This is a genomic window from Blautia sp. BIOML-A1 (assembly GCF_009883055.1).
Taxonomy (GTDB): Bacteria; Bacillota; Clostridia; order Lachnospirales; family Lachnospiraceae; genus Blautia_A.
The window spans coordinates 88,724-114,593 of the sequence record NZ_WWVR01000002.1 but is presented as its reverse complement, the minus strand read 5'-3'; the positions used below and the strand labels follow the sequence as shown (position 1 = coordinate 114,593).

General features: G+C 41.0%; 20 protein-coding genes. 2 read left to right on the top strand and 18 right to left on the bottom strand.

What is annotated here, in order from left to right; all coding sequences use genetic code 11:
• Positions 1-236 precede the first annotated feature (236 nt).
• The 5 genes from gpmI to gap form a co-directional block, all read right to left on the bottom strand.
• Entirely contained in the window at positions 237-1,778 is a 1,542-nt protein-coding gene (gene gpmI, locus GT674_RS02370) for a 2,3-bisphosphoglycerate-independent phosphoglycerate mutase (protein ID WP_161284204.1), read from the bottom strand.
• Positions 1,779-1,898: 120 nt separating this feature from the next.
• A complete protein-coding gene (locus GT674_RS02365) occupies positions 1,899-3,194 on the bottom strand; it encodes a homoserine dehydrogenase (protein ID WP_161284202.1) in 1,296 nt (431 codons plus the stop codon).
• A 173-nt stretch (positions 3,195-3,367) separates the two neighbouring features.
• Positions 3,368-4,117, bottom strand: a complete 750-nt coding sequence (gene tpiA, locus GT674_RS02360; RefSeq protein WP_161284201.1) for a triose-phosphate isomerase — start codon at positions 4,115-4,117, stop codon at positions 3,368-3,370.
• Between the two features lie 228 nt (positions 4,118-4,345).
• Positions 4,346-5,542, bottom strand: a complete 1,197-nt coding sequence (locus tag GT674_RS02355; RefSeq protein ID WP_161284199.1) for a phosphoglycerate kinase — start codon at positions 5,540-5,542, stop codon at positions 4,346-4,348.
• A gap of 123 nt (positions 5,543-5,665) precedes the next feature.
• Positions 5,666-6,685 carry a type I glyceraldehyde-3-phosphate dehydrogenase gene (gene gap / locus GT674_RS02350; RefSeq protein ID WP_161284197.1) on the bottom strand — a complete coding sequence of 340 codons (1,020 nt, stop codon included), beginning with the start codon at positions 6,683-6,685 and terminating at the stop codon, positions 5,666-5,668.
• Positions 6,686-6,895: 210 nt separating this feature from the next.
• On the opposite strand from gap, the gene GT674_RS02345 reads away from it, so the two are divergent.
• Both GT674_RS02345 and GT674_RS02340 read left to right on the top strand, forming a co-directional pair.
• Positions 6,896-7,714, top strand: coding sequence for a histidinol-phosphatase HisJ family protein (locus GT674_RS02345; protein WP_173902073.1), 819 nt, complete (start codon positions 6,896-6,898; stop codon positions 7,712-7,714).
• A 40-nt stretch (positions 7,715-7,754) separates the two neighbouring features.
• Positions 7,755-9,986: an alpha-amylase family glycosyl hydrolase gene (locus GT674_RS02340; protein ID WP_192925967.1), complete on the top strand. Its 2,232-nt coding sequence runs from the start codon at positions 7,755-7,757 to the stop codon at positions 9,984-9,986.
• A 96-nt stretch (positions 9,987-10,082) separates the two neighbouring features.
• Here GT674_RS02340 and GT674_RS02335 read toward each other — a convergent pair whose 3' ends face one another.
• From GT674_RS02335 to GT674_RS02275, 13 genes are all read right to left on the bottom strand, one after another.
• Positions 10,083-10,511, bottom strand: a complete 429-nt coding sequence (locus GT674_RS02335; RefSeq protein ID WP_161284195.1) for a YbjN domain-containing protein — start codon at positions 10,509-10,511, stop codon at positions 10,083-10,085.
• Positions 10,512-10,687: 176 nt separating this feature from the next.
• Entirely contained in the window at positions 10,688-11,113 is a 426-nt protein-coding gene (locus GT674_RS02330; RefSeq protein WP_243149029.1) for a DUF1810 domain-containing protein, read from the bottom strand.
• 57 nt (positions 11,114-11,170) lie between these two features.
• A complete protein-coding gene (locus tag GT674_RS02325) occupies positions 11,171-11,926 on the bottom strand; it encodes a hypothetical protein (protein WP_161284193.1) in 756 nt (251 codons plus the stop codon).
• A 35-nt stretch (positions 11,927-11,961) separates the two neighbouring features.
• Positions 11,962-12,942, bottom strand: a complete 981-nt coding sequence (locus GT674_RS02320; RefSeq protein ID WP_243149028.1) for a M15 family metallopeptidase — start codon at positions 12,940-12,942, stop codon at positions 11,962-11,964.
• Positions 12,943-12,959: 17 nt separating this feature from the next.
• The gene (locus GT674_RS02315; RefSeq protein WP_161284191.1) at positions 12,960-14,132 is read right to left on the bottom strand and encodes an NADase-type glycan-binding domain-containing protein; all 1,173 of its coding nucleotides are present in this window, start codon (positions 14,130-14,132) and stop codon (positions 12,960-12,962) included.
• Positions 14,133-14,168: 36 nt separating this feature from the next.
• The gene (locus GT674_RS02310; protein ID WP_161284189.1) at positions 14,169-15,620 is read right to left on the bottom strand and encodes a vWA domain-containing protein; all 1,452 of its coding nucleotides are present in this window, start codon (positions 15,618-15,620) and stop codon (positions 14,169-14,171) included.
• Positions 15,621-15,653: 33 nt separating this feature from the next.
• Positions 15,654-15,797 carry a hypothetical protein gene (locus GT674_RS02305; RefSeq protein WP_161284187.1) on the bottom strand — a complete coding sequence of 48 codons (144 nt, stop codon included), beginning with the start codon at positions 15,795-15,797 and terminating at the stop codon, positions 15,654-15,656.
• Positions 15,798-15,949: 152 nt separating this feature from the next.
• Positions 15,950-17,035 (bottom strand): serine hydrolase, encoded by a 1,086-nt coding sequence (locus GT674_RS17725; RefSeq protein WP_161284186.1) that lies wholly within the window; start codon positions 17,033-17,035, stop codon positions 15,950-15,952.
• Between the two features lies 1 nt (position 17,036).
• A complete protein-coding gene (locus GT674_RS17720; RefSeq protein ID WP_161284185.1) occupies positions 17,037-18,293 on the bottom strand; it encodes a serine hydrolase in 1,257 nt (418 codons plus the stop codon).
• A 32-nt stretch (positions 18,294-18,325) separates the two neighbouring features.
• Positions 18,326-21,730 carry a hypothetical protein gene (locus tag GT674_RS02290; protein WP_161284184.1) on the bottom strand — a complete coding sequence of 1,135 codons (3,405 nt, stop codon included), beginning with the start codon at positions 21,728-21,730 and terminating at the stop codon, positions 18,326-18,328.
• Positions 21,731-21,742: 12 nt separating this feature from the next.
• Entirely contained in the window at positions 21,743-23,188 is a 1,446-nt protein-coding gene (locus GT674_RS02285; RefSeq protein ID WP_161284183.1) for a TRAFAC clade GTPase domain-containing protein, read from the bottom strand.
• Between the two features lie 21 nt (positions 23,189-23,209).
• On the bottom strand, positions 23,210-23,851 hold the full coding sequence (locus tag GT674_RS02280) for a hypothetical protein (protein ID WP_161284182.1): 642 nt from the start codon (positions 23,849-23,851) through the stop codon (positions 23,210-23,212).
• Positions 23,841-25,796, bottom strand: a complete 1,956-nt coding sequence (locus GT674_RS02275; RefSeq protein ID WP_161284181.1) for a hypothetical protein — start codon at positions 25,794-25,796, stop codon at positions 23,841-23,843. The genes GT674_RS02280 and GT674_RS02275 overlap by 11 nt, the downstream gene beginning before the upstream one ends.
• Positions 25,797-25,870: the final 74 nt, after the last annotated feature.

Below are 25,870 nucleotides of genomic sequence, written 5' to 3'. Positions count from 1 at the left end.
TCACTGCTTCCGTTTTTCGGTAGCGTTTTTATTATAACATACTTCTGCCTTTTTGCATCCTAAATTCTATCTTTTTTTAAGAATTTTCGTAACTCTTCGCAGTAACAAATTTTCCGGTTAACATATATTCCCGGAAATCACAGAGACGCCGGATACCTGATTGGTACCCTGCGTCTCTGTTTTTACATATTCAACAAATTTTTGTCTGAACTTGCATATATTTATCTATTATTTCACTATTTCTCAACCAGAAGGCTTTCTCCTGTCATATCTGCCGGCTGTTCCATTCCCATTAACTGAATCAGTGTAGGAATGATATCTGCCAGACATCCGTTCTCTTTTAGAGTGTATTTCGGATCTGCGTTTACAAGAATAAATGGAACCGGGTTTGTTGTATGTGCTGTCCATGGCTCACCTGTCTCATAATCAATAAGCTGTTCAGCATTTCCGTGGTCTGCACAGATAAACATCTGTCCATCTACTTCTTTGAGTGCTTCTACTGCTCTTCCAACACATCCGTCTACTGTCTCAATTGCTTTGACAGCAGCTGCCTGAACGCCAGTATGTCCTACCATATCCGGGTTTGCAAAGTTGATGATGATCACATCATATTTATCGGACTTGATCGCATCTACCAGTTTGTCACATACTTCCGGTGCACTCATCTCCGGCTGGAGATCATAGGTGGCAACCTTTGGAGATTTCACAAGGATTCTGTCCTCACCTTTGTTCGGTTCCTCAACACCACCGTTAAAGAAGAAGGTCACATGTGCATATTTCTCAGTTTCAGCAATACGAACCTGAGTCATATCATGTGCTGCAAGATACTCACCAAATGTGTTCTTGAGCTGAACCTTATGGAATGCAACCAGCTTGTTCTGAATAGTTTCATCATAATCTGTGAAGCATACATAAGTCAGATCCAGTTTCTTAGCTCTCTCAAATCCCTTGAATTCATCATCACAGAATGCTCTGGTGATCTCACGAGCACGGTCAGGACGGAAGTTAAAGAATACTACAGAATCCTTGTCCTGAATAGTTGCAACTGGTTTGCCGTCTTTCTCAATGACTGTCGGAAGAACAAATTCATCTGTCTTGTCATTATCATAAGAAGTCTGGACTGCTGCAGCTGCATCTGTGCCCTTGACTCCCTCACCTGCTGTCAGTGCTTTGTATGCCAGTTCTACACGATCCCAGCGGTTATCTCTGTCCATTGCATAATAACGTCCGGAAACAACACCAATCTCACCAACACCGATTTCTTTCATCTTGGCTTCCAGCTGCTCGATAAATTCTTTACCGGATGCCGGAGGTGTGTCACGTCCGTCAAGGAAACAGTGTACATAAACTTTTGTAAGACCCTCTCTCTTGGCCATCTCAAGCAGTGCATAGAGATGAGTGTTGTGGCTGTGTACACCGCCGTCGGAAAGAAGTCCCATAAAGTGGATTGCAGAATTGCTTTCTTTTGCATTCTTCATTGCTGTAAGAAGTGCTTCATTTTTGAAGAAATCTCCATCATTGATTTCTTTGGTGATTCTGGTAAGTTCCTGATATACGATGCGTCCCGCACCCATATTCATATGTCCTACCTCAGAGTTACCCATCTGTCCATCCGGCAGACCTACTGCAAGTCCACTGGCATTTCCTTTAACAAATGGATATTCCTCCATTAATTTATCCATAACAGGAGTTTTTGCTTCGTAGATTGCATTTCCCTCATGTCTGTCATTCAGACCATAACCATCCAGGATCATTAAAACGGTTGGTTTCTTGCTCATAATATTCTCCTTTATTGTATAAATTTCTCTGTATTCCTGCAGAATACATCTATGTGTTTCTTCCTATTATATAGTACCAAAAATCCAGATTTTTTCAAGGATTTTATCGGAAAATACTATCTATTCACCGTAAACACGAAGCATACTGCTGATCTTGCGTACAGACTTTCTTTCACTCAGTTCTTCCATTGCAGTACGGAAATCTCCCTCACGGACTTTCGCTGTAATTACAACAACCTCGGCACTGCCCGCTTCGCGTGCTGCTTTCTGGATGATCTGTGCCACACTGACTCCATATTTTGCAAATACTGCTGTCATCTCAGCCAGCACACCACAGCGATCCTCTACGATCAGACGCATGAAATAACGATTGTGAGTGTCTGCCATTTTCTTTACAGGGATTTCTTTGTAGCAGGTACATCCGATTCGTCCACAACAGCCAGCACTGATATTTCTGGCAATATCAAACAGATCTCCTACAACAGCACTTGCAGTCGGCAGTTCTCCTGCTCCACGACCATAGAACATTGCGTTTTCGACTGCATCGCCATTTACAAAAACAGCATTGTAAGAATCATTCACGCTGGCAAGCGGATGATTACTCGGAATCAGCATCGGGCAGACATATGCCTCGATTCCATCTTCGGTATTCTTTGCCATTCCAAGAAGCTTGATATCACAGCCCATTTCTTTTGCATATTTAATATCTTTGGATGTGATCTTAGTGATTCCCTCCGTATATACATCGTCAAAAACAACTCTGGAGTTAAATGCCACAGAGGAAAGGATTGCTACCTTACGTCCAGCATCAAGACCCTCAATATCTGCAGTCGGATCTGCCTCTGCATAGCCAAGCTCTGTTGCCAGATCCAGTGCATCCTTAAATTCCATACCATCCTGGGTCATCTTAGTAAGAATAAAGTTTGTGGTTCCATTGACGATTCCCATGACTTCAGCCATATGATTGCCGGCCAGACATTCTTTGAGCGGACGGATGATCGGAATTCCACCTGCAACCGCTGCCTCAAAAAGGAAATCTACATGATGTGCTTCCGCTGCATCCAGAAGTTCCTTGCCATGAACAGCGATCAGATCCTTGTTTGCAGAAACTACATGCTTTCCTGCATTCAAAGCGGATAAGATATAGGTTCTTGCTGGCTCAATGCCTCCGATCAGTTCAATCACAATATCAATCTCTGGATCATTTACAATATCATCCCAGTTGTTTGTCAGAATCTTTGGATCCTCAACCTTTGATGCTGCTTTTTCCAGATTACGCACCAGGACTTTACTGATCTCTATTTCACTTCCCAGCTTTGGAATCATTTCTTCTTTCTGGCTTTTCAGCACTTTATAAACACCTGTTCCTACCGTACCCAGACCCAGAAGGGCTGCTCGAATCACTTTTTTTTCCATTGGAATGGACTCCTTTCTCCTCGTCCCTGTTTTAAGGGAATATTGTAACACTATTTTTTAATAGTATGGCAGAAAATGGAATTTGTCAAGCACGGACATTTGTACGCGTCAAAAAAGCCGGATATTTCTTCCCTTACGGTAAGAAATATCCGGCTTTGTAAGCTTATTGTTGATTATTTGTAGCAAACAATCTTTCCGAAGTCTGGTTTGAGGGATGCTCCACCAACAAGACCTCCGTCGATGTCAGCCATAGCAAACAGTTCTGCTGCATTTCCTGCGTTTACAGATCCGCCGTACTGGATACGGATAGCTTCTGCTGTATCTGTATCATAGATCTCAGCTACGCACTCACGGATACCCTTGCAGATTTCCTGAGCCTGCTCGCTTGTAGCTGTTTTACCTGTTCCGATAGCCCAGATTGGCTCATAAGCGATAACCATAGTTTTAGCCTGGTCTGCTGTTACATTCTGAAGGCCAACTTTAACCTGCTGACGGATCCAGTCCATTGTGATTCCCTGTTCTCTCTGCTCAAGAGATTCTCCACAGCACATGATCGGTGTGATGCCATGCTCAAATGCTTTGAGGACTTTCTTGTTAACGTCTTCGTTTGTTTCTCCGAAGTAATCTCTTCTCTCAGAATGTCCAAGGATAACATATTTAACACCAGCGTCTACCAGCATAGCCGGAGCGATCTCGCCTGTGTATGCACCTTTTTCTTCGAAGTACATGTTCTCTGCTGCTACTTCAATGTTTGTTCCTTTGCATGCTTCAACAACCGGAACGATGTCGATAGCCGGAACACCGAATACTACGTCAACTTCTTCGTTAGCTACGAGTGGTTTCAGAGTTTCTACTAATTTAACTGCTTCGCTTGGAGTCATGTTCATTTTCCAGTTTCCAGCGATGATTTTCTTTCTTGCCATTTTTATTATCTCCTTTTTTATTTATAAGGAAGTTCGATGAAGTTGTACTCAAATTCACCGAACTTTGTAACTGCTCAGTACCCTCACAATTACGAGTCAAAATGTATATTTTCATCCACAAGAAACTGCGGATATGATTTCAGACACAAGGCAGATGCGGCAAAGTCGTACAAAAGCTGGTACGTCGAGCCGCATCTAACACAGTGTCTGGATTATATACGCTGTTTCTTACTTATCGTTAGCTGCTGCTACGCCCGGTAACTCCTTACCTTCCAGGAATTCCAGAGATGCTCCGCCACCTGTAGAGATGTGAGTCATCTTGTCACCATAACCAAGGATATTAACAGCTGCTGCGGAATCACCACCACCGATGATAGTTGTAGCCTCTGTTTCAGCAAGAGCTTTTGCAACTGCTTCTGTACCATGAGCAAAGTTCGGCATTTCGAAGCAACCCATCGGTCCGTTCCATACAACAGTCTTGGCATCTTTTACAGCATCGCAGAAAATCTGTTCTGTTTTTGGTCCGATGTCCATTCCTTCCCAGCCATCCGGGATGCATCCACGGTCTACAACCTGGATATTGCAATCGTTGGAGAAGGCATCTCCGATTCTGTTGTCAACAGGAAGAAGAAGTTTAACGCCTTTTTCTTCTGCTTTCTTAAGCATATCTAATGCATACTGAAGATAATCATCCTCGCAGAGGGAATTACCAATGTGTCCGCCAAGAGCTTTGGAGAATGTATAGGACATTCCACCACCGATGATCAGAGTATCAACCTTGTCAAGAAGGTTATTGATAACAGAAATCTTGCTGGAAACTTTAGCTCCACCAAGGATAGCTACGAATGGTCTCTCCGGATTTTCTACTGCATTTCCAAGGAATGCAATTTCTTTTTCCATCAGATATCCAACTACAGCTGTATCTACATATTTGGTAACACCAACGTTGGAGCAGTGTGCTCTGTGAGCTGTACCAAATGCATCATTTACGAATACATCACAAAGGGAAGCAAGTTCTTTGCTGAACTCTTCGCCATTCTTTGTTTCTTCTGCACGGTAACGTGTATTCTCAAGAAGAATAACATCTCCGTCTTTCATATCAGCTACTGCTGCTCTTACAGTGTCATCAACAACAACCGGACTCGGAACGAATTTAACTTCCTGTCCAAGAAGCTCTGTGAGACGTTTTGCAACTGGTGCAAGAGATAATTCCGGTTTTGGTTCTCCCTTCGGTTTGCCAAGATGAGAGCAAAGAATGATCTTTCCGCCATCTGCGATCAGTTTCTTAATTGTAGGAAGAGCTGCTACCAGACGGTTCTCATCTGTGATCCTGCCGTCCTGAAGCGGTACGTTAAAGTCGCATCTTACCAGAACTCTCTGGCCTTTTACATTGATATCATCAACGGATTTTTTGTTTAATCCCATGCTAATGTTCCTCCGAATTCATAAAAAATGGGCCCGGTCCAAATCAGACCGGACCCTGACTGAGTCTATAACGTTATTGCTTGGTCACAATAACCTGCTCCATACTCTGACTTATTGGATCAATTATGCTCCAAGAAGTTTGCCAAAGTGTTTGATTGTACGAACCATCTGGCTTGTGTAGGAGTTTTCGTTGTCATACCATGAAACAACCTGTACTTCTGTTGTGCCGTTCTCAAGTGGCAGAACCATTGTCTGAGTAGCATCGAACAGAGAACCAAATCTCATACCAACGATATCGCTGGATACGATCTCATCTTCGTTGTATCCGAAGGATTCATTAGAAGCTGCTTTCATAGCTGCGTTGATCTGCTCTTTTGTAACGTTTCCTTCAACTACTGCTGTAAGGATTGTTGTAGAACCTGTTGGGGTTGGTACACGCTGAGCGGATCCGATAAGTTTACCGTTCAGTTCCGGAATAACCAGACCGATTGCTTTAGCAGCACCTGTGCTGTTCGGAACGATGTTAACTGCAGCTGCACGGGATCTTCTCAGATCACCTTTTCTCTGCGGTCCGTCAAGTGTCATCTGATCGCCTGTGTAAGCGTGGATTGTGCACATGATACCGGATTTGATCGGTGCAAGATCGTTAAGAGCCTTAGCCATTGGTGCAAGGCAGTTTGTTGTACAGGATGCTGCGGAGATGATTTTATCTTCGTTTGTAAGACCTTCATGGTTTACATTGTAAACGATTGTCTTAAGGTCGTTTCCAGCCGGAGCGGAAATAACAACGTGTTTAGCACCTGCATCGATATGAGCCTGAGCTTTGTCTTTGGAAGTATAGAAACCTGTGCACTCGAGAACTACGTCTACACCGATTTCTCCCCAAGGAAGTTCTGCAGCGTTAGCTTTTGCATAGATTTTGATTTCTTTTCCGTCAACTGTGATGGAATCTTCACCAGCTTCTACTTTGTCGCACAGTTCATATCTTCCCTGTGTTGAATCATATTTTAATAAGTGAGCCAGCATTTTCGGGGATGTAAGGTCGTTGATAGCAACGATTTCAAATCCTTCTGCTCCAAACATCTGACGGAAAGCCAGACGACCGATACGGCCAAATCCATTAATTGCAACTTTTACTGCCATGATAAATTCCTCCTATGAATTAAATGGTTGATTTATGGCGTTTGTTAAAGAAACGTCAACCTATTGCATATTGTATCGAATCTCGTACAAAAATTCAAGTGCATTTTAGAAAAAACATGATAAAAAATGTATTTAATTGGAAATCAAACCATGGCACGAACTCTTTTCTCATGCTATAATAGGTGCAGTCCATATAAAGGAGGCCAAAAAATGTCAAATCAAATCTTATGGGACTGTCATATGCACTCTTCTTTTTCTGCCGATTCTGACACATCCATGGAAGATATGATCCTGGAAGCGATCCGGCGGGGGCTTCATGGCATCTGTTTTACGGAGCATCTGGATCCGGATTACCCACCAACGCCGGATAACGAAACTTTTGAGCTGGATCTTGCCGGTTATCAGAATACGCTCTATGCACTGAGGGATAAATATCGTTCAGAACTGGAGATTCATTATGGGATCGAGCTGGGGCTCCAGCCTCATCTGGAAGCTTCTTTCAGAGAACTTCTGGAAACGGTTCCTTTTGATTTCGTGATCGGGTCTTCTCATGTAGTTCACGGGTATGATCCTTATTATAAGGAATTTTTTAAGAACCGCAGAGAATCCGAATGTTATATGGAATATTTCGAATCCATCCTGGAAAATCTGGCTGTATTTTCCGAAATGGATGTTTACGGTCACATCGACTATGTGGTAAGATATGGTCCGAATCAGAACCGAGAGTATTCTTACGGCCGATACCAGGATATCCTGGACGAGATCCTGCGAACGATCATTTCCAGGGGCTGCGGAATCGAGCTGAATACCGGTGGATTCCATTATGGACTTGGCGAACCTAATCCCTGCCGTGCGATCATTCGCCGCTACCGTCAGCTTGGCGGAGAGATCATCACGATCGGTGCTGACGCACACAGTCCGGACAAAATTTCCTACGCCTTCGACAAGGCTGCCGATATTCTTGTCGACTGTGGATTTACATATTATACTGTATTCAAAGACCGTAAGCCGGAATTTATCAAATTATGATTCCGACTTTCAGATAAGAAGTTTTTAAGGAGGAATAATCATGGCAAAAAAACGCCTTCAGAAAAAACGTGAGGCAACCAAAACTGCTGCACCAAAAACTACCACACCTGTAACAGAAGCTGTTACGACTGAGCCGGCTAAAGTTGAAACAAAAAAGATGGAGCCAGCTAAGGTCGAAACTGCAAAGACGGAAGCACCAAAAGTTGAAACTAAGAAAGTGGCGCCTGTTAAGGTTGAGACCACAAAGACGGAAGCACCAAAAGTTGAAACTAAAAAAGTGGAGCCAGTCAAAGTCGAAACTAAAAAGACTGACGCGCCAAAGATTGAGTCTCATAAAGAGGACACTGTCAAAGTTGAAACCACAAAGACTGACGCACCGAAAGTTTCTTCCCAGAAACCGGCTGCCGAAATCCCTGTAAGAGACGATGATGCCATCTACTGTGAGCGTCTTTCCAGACATCTCGATGAGCTGAAATGGCTCTACTGCGAGTTATATCAGGATAATCCATATGTTACCATGCATCTCAATGACCTTCTTACCGTACTCAAGAAATTCTATGATATGAGAAGCAATGACCTCAAAGAGTCCGATATCCGCCGTGCCAAAGACCCGAAATGGTACAAACGCAATGATCTTACCGGAATGATGATGTATGTCAATGCTTTTGCAGGTACGCTCTCCAATCTGGAAAAGAAGCTGGATTATGTACAAGAATGCAATGTAAATTATCTCCATCTTATGCCTCTTCTTGAGTCCCCTAAAGGACGCAGCGATGGCGGATATGCAGTTGCTGACTTCCGTAAGGTACAGGAAGAGCTCGGAAACATGGATGATTTTGCACATCTGACTTCCGAATGCCACAAACGTGGAATCAGTGTCTGCCTGGACTTTGTTATGAACCACACTTCTGAGGATCATGAATGGGCAAAACGTGCACGCGCCGGTGAAAGAGAATATCAGGACCGCTACTTCTTCTTTGACAGCTATGATATTCCGTCTCTGTACGAGCAGACCTGCCCACAGGTATTCCCGACCACTGCACCTGGAAACTTCACATGGCTGGATGATATCCATAAACATGTTATGACTACATTCTACCCTTATCAGTGGGATCTGAATTATCGCAATCCGATCGTTCTCAATGAAATGATCTTTAACATGCTGTATCTTGCAAACCAGGGTGTGGACATTGTTCGTCTCGATGCCGTACCGTATATCTGGAAACAGCTTGGAACCAACTGCCGTAACCTGCCGCAGGTACACACTATCGTTCGTATGATGCGTATGATCTGCGAGATCGTCTGCCCGGGTGTCCTTCTTCTCGGAGAAGTCGTTATGGCTCCTGAAAAGGTGGTTCCATATTTCGGGACTGTAGATAAACCGGAATGCCATCTTCTCTACAACGTAACAACCATGGCGAGCACCTGGCATACCGTCGCAACCAGAGATGTTTCTCTGCTCCGCCGTCAGCTTGATATTGTAGCAGGACTTCCGAGAGATTACGTATTCCAGAACTATCTCCGCTGCCATGATGATATCGGCTGGGGGCTGGATTATGACTACCTTGAGAACTTCGGAATCCAGGAAATTCCTCATAAGAAATATCTGAATGATTTCCTTACCGGAAAGTACCCGGATTCTTTCGCAAGAGGTGAACTGTACAATGACGATCCGCGTCTTGGCGATGCAAGACTCTGCGGTACCACCGCTTCCCTCTGCGGAATTGAACGTTTTGGATTTGAACAGAATGAAGAAGGCGTTGACCGTGCGATCCGCTATGACATCACCCTGCACGCTTTCATGCTTTCACAGTCCGGTATTCCGGTCATTTACAGCGGTGATGAGATTGCACAGCTCAACGATTACTCCTACAAGGATGATCCGGACAAAGCTGCCGATTCCCGTTACCTCCACAGAGGAAACTTCCGATGGGATCTCGCCGAGAACCGTAATCGTCCGGAAACTGTACAGGGCAAACTCTTCCCTGTACTTGACAAGCTGGAACATCTCCGTATGGAACACAGCGTATTCAACAGTGATGTACCGATCCGCACTATTGATACCTGGGATGATTCTATCCTTGCTCTCGTGCGTGAAAACGATGATGAGAAATTCATCGGTATCTATAATTTCAGTGAATTTGACAAGGTTGCATGGATCAATGAGGACGACGGCATGTACACCGACCTGATCTCCGGCCGCGAACTCGAAGCCAAAGGAGTGCAGATCCCTGCATTCGGATGCTTCTGGCTGTGCAGACGGAAGAAATAAAATACACCAGAATCTACTGTAGAATAGAAAAGGCAGGTCTGAGAATCGATACAAATTATGATTCTCAAACCTGCCTGTTTTAATATCTTTTTAATCTTATGACCACATTACCTTCATAAATTTCGGGTAGCACTCGTCTATAATCTTCATTGTGCGAATAAAGATCTCACATGCCTGTGCCCCAATACAGCAGTCATCTGATCTGACCGGCATATCATACTCAACATTAATGTCACGTTCATTATCTAATACGAATTTCAGATAGCGGAATTTATTATTACACTCATTAATAACCCGCAGCATTGCTTCTTCTTTATCTTCCGACACGTCATTGACAATGCCAAACAACCGAACTGCAACATCATTATCATCATCCTGCGAAATAAACTGAACTCTGGCATTTGGGCCATTCTTAATACAAAAACCTGCCACGATAAATGATGAAGTATCACTCTCCTGAACACTGTACTTCAGTTCCTGTCTATCCATTTCTTCTTTGATAAGTTTTGTAGCCTTATAAATCATTCCCATCACTCCTTCTGAATTGATACTTTTTTGTAACAATTGCTATTCTTTATCTGTAAATATAGTTTAACACAACGATTATGCAATTTTGTTCTTTTTTAGCTGATTATTTGCAATTTACGTAAAAAATTTCATAAGCAATAAATTTGCTTCCGCTTGTCTACTGCATTTTCGTATTATCCATTTTCTTTTGAAAGCATTTTTAATGTCCGCCCATCTTTATGTCCATTATAAAATTTTTCCAGTACCTTCTCAAAAACAGCATTTTCCGGATCTGCACAGGCAAATAAGGTCATGGAAGATTTCAGTTTCATGTCATCCGGTCTTCCCATGATCTGAGTTGCATTGTCATTGTCCAGATTTAATAATGCTTCTGAAATTTCCTGTAAATGCTTTCCCAGATATGGATCCTGCAAAAATGCCTTTGCCTCATCCAAATCCACTACGCCATAAAAATCTGAAGTATAGCTTCGTCCCAAACCTTTCAACTGCGGAAAAATATACCACATCCAATGACTTTCTTTTCTTCCATTTTTAATTTCTTTAAGAGCTTGTTCATAATCACGATACTGTGCTTCTGTAAATCTTTTTAAATTATTCATACTACTTCCTGTTCCTTTCATCAAACCTTTGACATAGGCTGCTATCTTTTGTCACAATCACAAGCTTACTATTGATTCTCTGATCAGTTTCATTCCTACATCAAAGATAATTAACCAGATAATCAATCCAAGTACAGAACCACCAATCATCCCTGGCATTCCCTTTAAAATGCCAATATACAAAGCCAGACTCATAGCATTGATTCCATAAGATTTTATCATACCGCCCACAAGCATTCCTGTCAGTCTCCACAAAAATGCTTTTAACATAGATACGCCAGATTTTATCAATGGAATAAGCGATACCGCAAACACCCCCACTACTGAAGCAACCGCAACGATTACAGAACTGATGTTGCCCAGATTATTTTTAATGTATTCTATAATCATCGTTGTAAGATACGCTGCCAACAACGCCAGTATCGGGGCTGAAATCACATTAACAGCCAGTTCTTTCATTTTGTAGACTGTGCCTTCCATGTATTCTTCCCGTTCTTTATAATTACTCGGTACTTTAAGAAAAAGACCTGTCAGGGCAGTTCCGGCGAACGGCTGAAGGAATGCCATAATCGCCAATTTCAATATATCTTCCAATATTGTTACATTTGAAAATACCGGAATATTATTCTGATATTTCAATATTTTACATACTATATCTGTAATCTGCTTTGCAAATGGCAATGTTCCCATAAGACCGCCAAATGCTGTGTAAAACTCTTTATCCGACATCATTTCTCTAAAAGAAGATGCCAATAATACTATGACAATAACTGCAACAATTTTTCTGATTCCTTTGTTAATAATATTAGACATGTAAATCCAAGAACCTTTCTATACTGTCACCATTATCAGTATAACGGCTTTTCAAAATGCTGAAAATCTTTTATTCCGTTACTCCAGTCACCACCCCAGGAAAATCCGAGGTTTGTAAATACCTGGTAACAGATATCCTCATGTGTTATTACATGATCCAGCCCACTTGTTCTGTCCAGATATTGCTGTGCATTCTCATGATAACAGCTTCCATTTCCATCATATGTCACATACGGATTCTGCTGCGAGTTGATATCAATCGCACAGCCATACGCATGATTTGAAAGTTTACTGCTCCCCGTTGCGGTTCTGTAACAAAACGCGGATGTATTATTCACTTCAATGGATGCATTGTCACTGGTGGCGCCATCTCCTGTCCAATAATTGTCAATAAGATACATACTCTGGATTTCATAATGTTCTTCATATAATGATTTAAATGCACTGAGAAAATCTTCGGCAAGCTGTGCGTTGACAATCACTTCTCCTACCTGCACATTTCCATTAAAATTATAATGCAGAACTTTCAAGTATCTGAGATCTGCCAATCCTATATCGTTATTTTCTCTGTATGATTTTCCGATAATTCTGTTGTAAACTGCATCTCCCTCTACAATTTCATACGCCTGAAAATAACTGTCCAGGCTTGACCAGCTTATCTTGGAAGCATCTACAATGCTCCCCACTTCCAGATCTGTAATTCCACTTTGTCCACTCTGTGTGATCTGTCCGTCAACTGATTCATTTTGTTCCTGATCCTCTACTGTGGTCTTTTCTATACTTTCTCTGTTTTTATCTTCTTCCTGTTTCTTCTCGAGTTCTGTGATTCTTTTCTCCAGATTATCATTGGCCTTATTCACTTCTTCGATCTGTGTTGCAATTGTCTCTATCTGCTGCTGTATGATTTCCAGAGAATTTTGGCTTTTCTGATATTCTCTTACTACCACAGTACTCATTACCGCCAGAGCAACAATGCAGATTACCCACATAAAAATTTCCAGAATCTTTTTTTTCATTTTCACGCGCCTCCCTCTTATATTCCAAAAGCCCTGACATCTGTAATCGGAGTATCGTCCCAACTAGTTCCTGCATGAACCCCCTCGATCGTCAGGCTCAGATATTCTGTCTCATATGGGTAACTCAGTTCCACCCAAAATTCCTGATATTTATCTGGAAAATTAATTTCTGTACTGAAATCTTCCATTTGAATTCTAAGACAAGATGGTCTGTTATTTCCATAAAAATACCTGTCTGTTTTCCAGTTTCCCAGACGGAACATCAAATATTTAACCTTACAGCTTTCAGAAAAGTATCCTACAATAGATTCTCCGATTCCAGATCCTACCACACCTTCCTGCCAACTCGTCTGTATATCATCATCAAATGCATAAATCGGATCATTACTTACTTTCTCCTGTTGAATTACAGACGATGCAAGTGCAGAATTAAAAAATTTCTCATTAAATCCTTCCAGATTCACTTCACTGGCGTCTATAAGCCTGGCTGTTATTTCAGGCATCGGAGTTGGTGTAGCTGTTGGTTCAGGTGTCGGAGTTGGCGTATCCGTTGGTTCAGGTGTTGGAGTAACTACTTCTTCTTTTTCTGGCGGCATAGTTACTTCTGTGTTTGCATTATTATCTTCCTGAACTTTTTCACCGCTTTCTTCCTTCTCTGTATTTGAGACAAGTGCCTTTGCCTGCTGTTTTTCAGTCTTGTTCCCCCCATTTAATGCCATTAGGACTGAGCATACCACTACCGCCACTCCTACACATATTGCGGCAGGAACAAAAATACTGTTTCTTTTTGCCGGTTCAGCAGATTCGTCATCATGTTTACTGTTATTAAACTTTTTGTTTGCATTCCCTGACTCATGTATGTTTACCTTTTTGTAAGGATCCTCATATGTCTGCCAGTTGTTATAAGAAGGCCAGGAAAACGAAGAATCTTCTTCCTCCTGAGGAATATCTGCCGATTGCTCTTCTGCGCTACCTTGTTCCTGCGGATTTTCTTCAGTACCCTCTTTTATATTTTCTTCATTTGAATTCACACTGTCATCATTATAAAATCCATCCTGATTATACGGATCTGTTTCCGGAAATTCCGGCCAGACTGCATCTGTATTTTCTTCTTTGAGTTTATTTCCGCATTGAGGACAATATGCAAATTTATCATTTACCTCGCAGCCACATATACTGCACTTTTTCATTTGAAACTCCTCTGCTGACTATATTTATTTCACGACTCAGAAAGACCTTATACCGATATCACCAATTCCGCCCTGACTCATGGTCATTACAGTTTTCTCAATTGTGGTTATCATCAGCCCAAACAGTACTGACATCAAGAGACGGGCAAAAAATTCACTTAGAATCAGATTTAGACCAATTTCCATAACCATGGCTCCTGCCACAATTCCGATAATTGAGGAAATGCAGATCATTTTTACATTGGTTGTATCATCTGTAGCTGCAAGTTTAATTCCCAGAAATCCTGCACCCAGAATAATCAGAAATACAATTCTCATAAGTGCATACAGCCAGTTATGATCCGTCCTTGCCCTTGATGACAGAAGATTTCTGCTACTGTCAGTCACCCACACTGCAGATGCCATTGCTTTCTCCAGTTCATCTACATTATCTGTTGTTACACTGATTCCACCGGTTTTTCCGGAAATATTATTCAGTAACTTTTCATCTACATATCCCAGACCTACCGTGCTGATACTGATTTTTTTCTTATTGAATTTCTTCAACGTTTTATTTAATTCAAAATTTAAAAAGCTGGTATCTGTAGCATATCCGTCCGTGAGAAGGATTACCTGGCATCCCTCATCATATGGCAGAGTTCCAGATTCCATATCTTCCATAATTTTGCTCAAAACACCTACGATCGGAGTTCCTCCTGAAGGTGACGTTGCAAAATCATCTATTCCATTGGAAATCGGATTCAGTTCACGTATACATTGAATCACATCTCCAAATGAATACACTGCAAACTGTGCATTGTCTTCACGATTAGCCAGAAGCTTCTTAATTGCCGCCACTCTTTCCTGATTTGGGTCATTATCCTGCATAGACCCAGAATTATCAATCGCAAAAATATATTTATCTGTCTGAACCATTGTAGAACCAAAGTTCAGTTCATAAATAAATTCAAAAAAAATCCCCAATACCAGAAGCATAAGAATGCAGATCCCTGAAACCAGAATTTTCTTTGAGGTGATATCCAAACCAATCACTCTGGATACAATAAAAAATGCAGATGACAAAATCAGTCCGAACACAGCAAAGTAAACTCCCATAAAAAACACAGAGTTCACATCTGTAATAAGTGTTCTGTAAATAACCTCTCCCAGAAGAAAAAAAATCACTGATGCTATGATAGAAACAATCAAAAAGATTTTTGAAAAATGCGTTTCTGTTTTTTGCTGGAGCGACGGCCTTCCACCAGTCATATTATAATTAACCGTACCAAATCCATCATTCCCGCCAAAACTTCCAGTTCCGCCAAATGGTGAACCACCAAAGTTATCCGCCCCGTTTCCATAATTATTCCCAAATGGATTTCCATTTGTATTTCCATAATCATTTCCAAAATTTCCCCAGTTCGCATTCTCTGGCTGATTCTGGAAGGAAGAAGCTGTTCCAAATCCGTTTTGTGTATCTGCCTTTTTGTTTTTTCCTAAAAGTGCCATAATATCCCCTCGTTTTGCCGTCCGTTATTCTTTCTATTCTGGTTTTACCTGTTTTTCTAAGTCCTCAACTTCTGCTTTCAAATTGTTGTATCTCTCCTCTGCAGCAGTCAGTTCTGGATTATTTTCAATGCTGTTTGATACTTTCTGCAGATTATTATTTACTTTTTTGTCTGCCACGGCCAGCCCTGCTGTACCAGCCAGGAGCAGAACACAAAGAACCAGACCCAGGATAATTCTGATTCTGCTTTTTTTCTTTTTTGTCATAACAAAGTTACCTTTCCTTTTAATTTTCAGATGTCGTTCCTTTCAGCCACAGGCTATTTCCTGCCTTATGGATTCTCAGAATCTGTTGTCTCTGTGTCATCAGAATTTGCTTCTTCTGTGTTCTCAGGATCTGTTGCCTCCCCGGATTCATCTGTGTAAAAATAATTATAGACTTCTGAAGACAGCCTCTGAATAACAACCGGCGCAGCTTCCTTATTTACATCCTGAGACATAATACATATAATATAGTCTGGTCCATGTTCATTGAATACAATTGCCACTTCATTTTCTACCCCGTCAAGATCTCCGGTCTTATTTGCAAATCCTCCTTCTTGTTCAAGTCCTTCATGGATTTTGCCTGATGTTGCCTGATTTCTGAGGTCTGCCATCATTTTGTCAGGTATATTTTCCGATGCAGAATCCCCTGCTTTTCCGTCACTTTCACTATTGTTATAAACGTTTTCCAGAAACTTTCCACAATCTGTCACAGATGTAGTGCTGCCGTCTCCAAACTGATCCTCCAGTATAGTTTCTTCATAACCATTCTCTTTTATATATTGGTTTACATACTCTATACCACCAATCTGACTCAGTATCTGATTTGCGTCTTCATTATCAGCTTTTCCAATCATTGTATGTATCGACTCCACAAATTTCTCATCTGCCTGGATAGAATCATTCTGGTTCTGAGTGTAGGCATAGGCAGCTCCCATAACATAAAGCTTCAAAAGCCCTGCCCCCTTCATCTGTGCATCGTTATACTTCTCAGGTTGTCCATTCTCCAGGTTCTTCACATATACAGACCATGTTCCTGCCTGTCCTTCTAATACTGAAGTTATTTTGTCCCGCAGTCCCGGTAATCCCTCCTGATCTTTCTGCTGAGCTTTCTGCTGCTCTTCCTCAGCTGCTTTTTTCTGTTGTTCTTGTAATTTTGAATTTAACTTTTCTTTTTCCTTTTCCAGTCCAGCTATCTCCTTATTTTTATTTTCAATCTGCTTCTGAATTTCACTTTCTGAATCTTTTTTTGCCGTCAGATCCGTCGACTGTCTTACAAAAACCTGAAGCAGAATTCCGATTCCTGTAAATGCCAGAACCAGAAAAAATATCAGGAGAATTTTTCCTATGGGCTTTCCTTTTGTTTCCGTATTCACTTTACCTTTCCCCCTTTTTCAGATTTGCCAGCACGTAGGCTGCTTCATTTGTCACACATGGAGCTGATGTTTCCTGTTTTCCATCTATTGTCAGTGCTGCCATAATGAACACTTCATCTCCATTTTCAACCAGACCGACTTCATTATATCGTGTCTGCGTAACACCATTCAGATTCAGCAGATTGCCTGCATTTGTACATGCCGGATACATTCCCTTGTTGGCAGTATCACTTGCTGATATTCTGAAGTACAGTCTTAAAAAGTTACTGTCAATTTCATCGAAATTATCCTGATAGATGGCATTCAGCATCATTGCAGCATCCCTTGCACTGATATAATTCTCCTGTGATGATGTACCATTCATAATTGCCCGCTGAAGATCTACACTGTCATATCCATATTGATAACATATCGTATTAATCTGCTCACGGGTCAGATAATCCATCAGGGAATTCCAGGCATTATTATCACTGGATGTCAGGCCTGCCACCAGCAGTTCTCTTATCGTCAGCATCTGTCCATTTTGCTGTGCTGTATATCCACCCCGTCCATTTTGAAACGTATACGAAAATCTGATGAGCGTATCCATACTGTAGCCCCCTCGGTCTATTCCCTCTGCAATCGTATACATAATTGGAATTCCAATCAATGCAGATGCCGGAAGCGGAGTATCTGCCTCTCCAATCGCATAATTGGTATAATTGGTAAGATCCATCACATAGACACCATATCTTGCTCCACTTGCATCCATCAGGCTGGTCATATAATTTCGATCCAGCCATGTACCTTCTTTCATCTGTGCTTCCTGCTCTTCATCCGTAACTGCTGAATGCCAGTCCGGTGCAGGCGTTGCGGTTGGTTCCGGCGTCGCTGTCGGCTCTGGCGTCGCTGTTGGTTCCGGTGTCGCTGTTGGTTCTGACGCTGCAGTCTGACTCGGTGCCCTGGCCTGTTTTACTGTATTTGCTGTTTTGCCGGTCTGTAACCTTTGGTTTAATAATTCGCTCCCGTTTCCACTGATAAACAGATATCCGCCAACGCCCAGCATAATACCAAGTACTATGCCAAGTATCCATCCGCTTTTTCTGTTTTTTTCCGGTTTTTGTTTTTCAGCAGGCTGCTTCGTCTTTTTTTTCTTAGAACCGTCCGCCAGATTTTTGTAGGGATCTTTTTCATAGATTTTGTCCAGTCCCACATAAGGGTTTACATAATCTATATCTTTTGGAAATTCTTTCTTTTCTGTGTTGTTTTCTTCCTTCACAGCAGTTTTTCCTCCCTGCTTCATCCGTCTTTCTATCGATTAAGTGAAATCAGCATACAGATAAGAACTACAATTGCTCCTACTATACCTGCTGCACTCAACAGGATGCCTGTCAGAACCGCAATGTTTATGTTTATATGATTATAAAAAATAAAAAACAGAACCTCTGCTGCAATTCCAGCCAAAACAAAAACACCGCTCAAAATTCCTGTAAGAAGCCATCCTGATTTATTTCTTTCGCTTCGGACAGCATAGTCCTGCTGCCACTCTTTTGGCAGTTCCTGCAGACACTGCATGATTCCGGACTGTTCCATAAGAATTTTGTTTGTACGATTCAGTTTTCGATATTCATTTACCAGCTGTTTATCCTCAAATACCTCGATTTTATTCTGAGCTATCGCAAACAATTCCCGTAAAATACTTTCTTTTACATATTCACCATCGTATACACCATAGTCTTTCTGATTTCCATAACACAGAATAATTTCCAGTAACTGAAATGCAGTAAGTATCTTTTCTTTCTCTATTCTGGTTCTCCAGACAGCCATTGTCACACTTTCAAGAACCGACCTCTCTGTGCCTTTCAGATCCTGACGAATCTGCTCCTCCAGAAGAGCAACATTATATGTAATTTCTTTTTTTATGTTATCTCTCAGGAGCATCTCACGCTTTTCTGTCAAAGCCGACAGATATATTTTTTTTATTATATCATTATGTTCAAGAACAATTTTATTTCGAATCTGCAGGAATTCTTCTGACTGATAATTCGGATCAGCATCATATAAAGTGCCAACCACATCCAGAAATCCCCAGTTTGCTCCCAGAGGCAGAATTTTTTTCTCTTTCAAGAACAGAATATCACCTATACTCAGAGCCTCTGCTGACTCCTGTGATGTCGCTGCCATTCTCTGACGGAACAGCTTGATAACATACGCATTAAAACTTATATTCTTTGAAATAGTTTCTATTTCATGAATTTCATTTCTGCAAACCCAGCACCACGCATCCAGTGCATCTGCATTTTTGTTATTTTCTCTGATATACTTCTCACATAATTCAAAATAAATGTCTGCTGTTTTCTTTAACTGTTCTTTGTCAATCAGTTCCAGTTTTTTCGCAACACTGAAGAATTCTTTTCGCATACCTGCAAATTCTTCTTTTACTTTACTCAACAGTTCATCTTTATTATCGGAAAATTCATTGCTAAAGAGCAGCATCCACTGTTCTTCCCTGTTCAATTCATTGATAAAGAAAGATTTTTTCTGTTCCATTTCTTCCAGAACACTATAACGTCTGTAAAGCAGATTTGTTGCTGACTGATATCTTCCATTATTTTCCAAGAACTTCATTATCGAACGCAGTTTCTGCATAGTTGGACAATATTCCGGATATCCATAAAGCAGATTATTGGCTTCCGTTACCGCAACCGCACTGCATATCAGCGGAAGTTTCTTCTCATCACTGTTAGATATCCATCCTCTAAAATCTTTATAGATTTCCTCAAAAATTTCTCTTTTATATATGTTTCTGTATTTAACAACAAGATCTTTGTGAAGTGGTCTCCAGTGTTCATGTAAATAAACCTCATCTCCGGACACAGCAAGATAAGTCAACTGCCAGATTATTCCGTCGCCTATACTGATTCCGTCTTCACGGACTTTCTTTTCAAAGCACTCACGGAACAGTTTCAGATTTCGCGGATATACAGTAAATTTCCGTTCTTCCTGTTTCAGAATATCCGAAATCTGTTTTTCACTTTCTTTCTCTCCGGAAAGCAGTACATCCAGAAGATTTTCATATATTTCTTTTCTGTTTTCTTCTCTCAGTTCCGGATTTTCCAGCTGTGCCGCAAGAATGCTCATAATTGTGGCACAGTTCTGCCAGTCTCCTTTAATAAATAACTGTATATGCCAGTCTGTCAGAATTGACAAAATCTCACTTTTTACACCTTCATCTGCCCCAAGTTCTGAATTTTTGCAGATTTCCATATACAGCTTCAGGAGTGATTTTTTTTCGTACCATATAATACTGTCTTCATTCTGCAGCACATACTGGTTTGCTTCTCTGAGTTTGCTCACAACCATATCGTTCTGTATTTCCCGGCAGATCCACTGAATGCTTTCTTCCCTGCCATTACCATTCAGAATATTCTGCAGAAGAACGGTTACAATAAACGGTTTTAACTCTGACGGACACGTTTCCTGCTCTGCCAGTTCCAGAAGAGCATTCTCCAGTCTGGTATCATACTGTGGCTCCCGAATTTCCAGTTTCAATATTTCAGCTGCAACATATGTACTTCTCTCCGTCCAGCCTTCTTCGTTATAATCTAACAGATCAAATAACAGGCGGTGTCTCTTGTGGATATCAGCAAATCCATCCGTTTCCTGGCAGTGCAGATCCAGAAGAAAACTGAATTTCTCCGGTGCCTGATCCTGTTCCTCACTTTTCCCTTCATTGAACAGACTTTCATATTCTTTCTCAAACTTCTCTCTGACTTCCGGAGCATTCAGATAATTCCAGAGAAATTCTCCATACGATGTATCCAGATCTTTAGAAATCCAGCTTTCCTGCTGATCCAGATCAATAACAGAATATTCACTCAGTTTCCAGCTCTTTGTATTACATGGCTCCATAAATACAAGCTGATATCCATCCAGTACAGGAGCCGTTGGATCTTCTCTTCCACCGGTTGTTGCATTCAGCTGTTCTTCCACACATGTCGGGAGAAGTTTCATTGTTGCCACCAGTATTTCTTCTGCATAGGCATTTCCACCGCTTCTTTCCCATCCCTGGTTATACGCCCGCGGCAGAATTATAAGAACCTTATCATTCTCATGTCCTGAATAATGTGAAAGAGAAACCCTCTGAATAATACTGGAAATATATTCTACAAAAAGCTCTTTTGTAAAACCTGCTTTCTGAAAAATATCTGTTGAAATTTCCAGAGCATTACTGCGAAACAGAGAATATTCTTCGTTTGCCTCAATTTTTCCTCCGTTTCCCTGCATTCTGGATTCCTGAATTCGCTGCATAACTGAAGGATATGCCTCAAAATCCTGAATATTCAGTACATATTCCGGTGATTCCAGGAAATGTTCCTTATCATCTCCTGCAAGGATATAACTGCTTCCATATGTAAAATCTCTGCTTTCACCGCTTCCTGTGGAATGAAGGCGATAAGAACGGCACACCACTGTAATCTGCTGGTTTAATCTTCGGATTTTGAGTACTCCCCGATATGCTCCCTGTATTTCCTGCGGAACAGGACGGATATCTTCCAGAGTACTTATTTTTTCACATTCTTTTGCAACCAGCTTTGCCTGTTCCACTCTCGCAAACATATTCATGCTGATCGTCACAGTTGTACTGTCGGCATTCAGACCAGATTTTGAGAAATATCCTTCCAGGCATCTGGAATATATATGCTGACCTATCATGGCAAGTCCCTCCTATTTTTTACCTTTGTTCCAAAAATTTTTTTTTGGCAAATGTTTTTTTGGCTGATCCATTGCTTCTTTTTCTGCCCAGTTTTCTGCAAAAGTCTTTCCCCACTCATTCATGACTCCCTGTGGATCCGCATAATATTCATCACTGCAGAACTTTGGAAGGAAATTAAAATCCATCAGTAATTTAAGAATTGGTTCTTCTACACGAACTGGTCGTATCTTTGCAACATTATCCAATTTATTTCCACTTATATTTACAAAGCTTCCCAATGCAGAAAGTGATACAAAATACGGTTCCTTAAAAGTAGTTTCCAGAAACGATGTAAAACTTCCCGAAAGATGTGAAATACAGGCTCGGGTTGATTTGCTCATCGGCTCATAGTAAGATGCCTTAAGATTTGTACCTTTGACTGGTCTGAAATTTGGTGCAATTACCGGCTGGTTAAGCGGGATTCCAAGCTGCTGGTAATTTCTGCAAAGAATATCCTGCTTTGCAAGTGCCACTACACTTGGTTTTTCAATACATCCCATCTCTGCTGTGATACAGTTTATGATCGTCTGTCTCATTGACCCAAGAGTCTCATCCAGCTGTTCAATGCTTCTTCCCCCAAAATACTGTTCCGGAAGATGGTTATAGACGCCCTCCAGAGTCTCCGGATCAACCATCATGATAAATCCATTCGCTTCTTTAAACTGTGGAAGGTTAAAATCCATCAGATCATCATCATGATCCCCATGAAGCATCTCACCTCGCATATCTATCAGCCCGATAAGACACTGTTTATTCACTTCCTGAGAATTATCATCTGCAATATAATTCACACGCAGAAGATATGGATCTTTACGGTTTTCTGTTGTTGTACTTGGCAGAGTTCCTGTTCTGTTAAGAGCAAGAGCAAATTTACGGAACTCATTACTCATCTCTCCAAAATTATCGAATGACAGATGTCCCTGCGGCAGCGGATAATTTATTCCACCCAGAAGCTTATGAAGTACTGTAAGATATACCGTTTTTCCGGCAGAACTCGGTCCCATAATACTGATCAGATACATTGGCAGCTTGCCTGCCATTGAAATAATCTCATTATGACAGTATGGACAATAAAATTTGCGAATCGTACCGCTCATCTTTGTTCCATCAATTTCCAGATCCTTCACATCAATCGACTGAACAAAATCTTTTCTACATTCTTCAATGTTCTGATACTCCCCGGAAATCTTAATTGGATGAATTTCCTCATGTTCGATAACATGACTGTTTCGAAGTTCTCTCAGACTTTTGTACTCAATCTGCTTGTTTTTCTTATTATTATTTAAGACTACTATCGGCTGTGATCCGTCGAGTCTTGAATTGAACGTTTTAACTTCTTCCGGTACCATTTTTACGCATCTTTCATCCATCGCTACAGAACGCATACAATGGACACACTTAATCGGATAATATCCCATCGCTTTCTCTCCTTGTTCCTCTTATTTTCTGAACATATCTGCAAATTTTTCAAAAATTCCCCTGCTTCCGGGTTTTTCTTTCCCAACCGAGAGCATAATATTCGGTTCTCTGGACTTTAATACCGGTGGTTCCTGTAAAGCCGGAAAATAAATACCTTTATAACTGTTTTCACCGTAATTTATTTCTCCCGGTATTTCAAATTGAAATGTTTTATTTCCATATCTATATTCATAATACAGAATATTTTCCGGTATTTTTTTGTTGCTATTCATGAAAAGGGTCATTCCTGCAGGTTCCTGTAACCATCTCCATTTTACCTCCCCGGTCCCGCAGCATACTTCGCAGATATATCCCGAATCCTGATACAGGCTGGCAAGATCTTCTCTTGAAGGAGCTCTCTGATCTTCCGACAGAAAAACCAGAAAACGGATTTTTCGTATCTCCTGCATAGGAATATTGTTGTATTGAAATGCCACCTGTATACGATTATCTATACACTGTGCATACGAAAACATCCTTGGATTGTTTAGCTCATCTTCTTTGTATATCCAGATGAAATGAACTCTGGAATCATTTCCGGCAGAATCCCAGGAAAATTGAAATCTTGTAAAATCCGCCTGCATCTGTATTCCTCTTAATCCTTTCAGCGGTTTATAATTCAACTTTCTCACTCTCCTGTTCTTTTGTTATAATCTGTCCTTCTGTCATTCTGTCAGAAACCCTTACAATTTCCAGACGATCATCCAATGGGCACTCTTTAAATGCGATCTGATAGTGCCCCTCCTGCTCCCGTATTCTTCTGCACAGGTAATTGTCCCTGTTTCCCATAACATACAGTTTCTGTTCTTTGTTCTGATCTACGCTTCCGATCATACGGAGAGGATACCGCCAGTTCTGCTCCAGCTTTGTGAGCAGCTGTTCCATATCAGATGCTGCCAGATTCGTCAGATTCTTTTTCATGTAAGCTTCCCGGCTTTCAATACTTCCGGAAACAATCTTGCTGTAATTTTCCAGAAGATTTCCGCTCATAGTTCCGGTATGATTCTCATTTGACTGGAACATCCTGCACAATATTGTCTGATAATCTTTGTAAACTTCTTTTACTTTCGTCGGTACAGTGTTCTTATAGTCCTGAAACCAATGTTCTGCCTCATCCTGTGCATTTGAAATATGACCACCACCGGTATTCAGCAATAATTCTGTCTGTTGTAGACGTTTTATCTCTCGCTGCATCGCATCTTCCATCTTCTGAAAAATATCCTGCAGAAATTCTTTATTCTGACGAAACGCTCTTACATAAATACCTTCTGGTTTCATTGCCTCCTCAACCATCTTTTGTGGAAAGACTCTGAGTTCATTGATCAGCCAGGCCTCACAGCTCTTTCTCATGTCATTTATAAACTTGTTCTGTGGACTATTTATATTCAGCTTCGGTACTTTATCTATAATTTTTTCCCGGTTCTCTTCAATTTTGTCCAGACTCTCCATAGAGCCTGCCAAATGCAAAAAAAATTCTTCCAGAAATGATTTCCACCATTTCTTTAATAATTGCTCTCTCTCCTCCGAAAGAGGTTCAAAATAATATTTCTGGCAGAATTTTCTTAACATCTGCTCATACATTCTGTTATCTGCAAGCGGTATATTGCTGTAAATAGACTCTGTCAGAACTGTATAATTCTGATCATGAGCAACTTTATCCAGTTGTTCCTTCCATTCTTTCCCTTCAAAAAAAGAATGTTCCAGATTGTCGAACAGTTTCTGCTGCGGAAACAGACCATTCTGGAAGCATCTGTGAACTGCCAGCAGACGATTCAGCATCAATGATTTCACTGGTTCGCAGATGGAAACTGCTCTCGCAGAAAAGAAATATTCCTTTTCATATTCCTGAACCGGCATCATAATTGATGCCAGAGTATCTTCATTTTCACAGCTTGTATTTCTGAATACGGTAAGCATCACTATAATTTTGGCTGCCTGCTCTATGGAAATTGCCTGCCCTATTTCATTCACATCAGAAATCACACATGCCGGACAACAGCAGTCCAGAAAAGCCTTTCTGCCTTCTTCCATGATTCTTTCCATAAACTGAACAGAAAACTGAATCTGATTTCTTGTCATATCAATGTCTTCATCGCTTGTCAGAACAAAAGGACTCCATTCAATGTAACGATGTCTCTTTTTCATTTCTTCCTGCACATAAACAGCTGCCTGTGTAAAATGCTCTGCATTTTCTTTCTGTTCAAAACAGCCTTTAAGAAGGATCGGGCAGACCATCAGATGATCCATATCTACCCCAAGATAATTTGTTGATGCACATTCTATTCCTTCATAGATTTTGTGATAAATATCTTTATCTGTTATATCGGATGGATCACTGTGTATGATCCAGATGGAGCGTCTGTCTTCAACAATGCTCTGAATTTCTGATTTTAAATACTGCACTATCTGATTATCGTTGCCAACAATCCACAAAAAAACAAGTTTTCGCATAAAAACATAGTTTTTCTTACTGAATGGATGCTGTGCTTCTGCAGATTCAAGAATCAGATCTAATTTTTCTTTAACTTCTGTTCTGTTTCTTCCTGTCTGTGCATTGTTACTGCCCATGAAAGTTTCCTCCCAAATTGTTTCTGAAAACGAAGCATAACGCTGTGTTCTATGACAGCGTTATGCTTCACCGG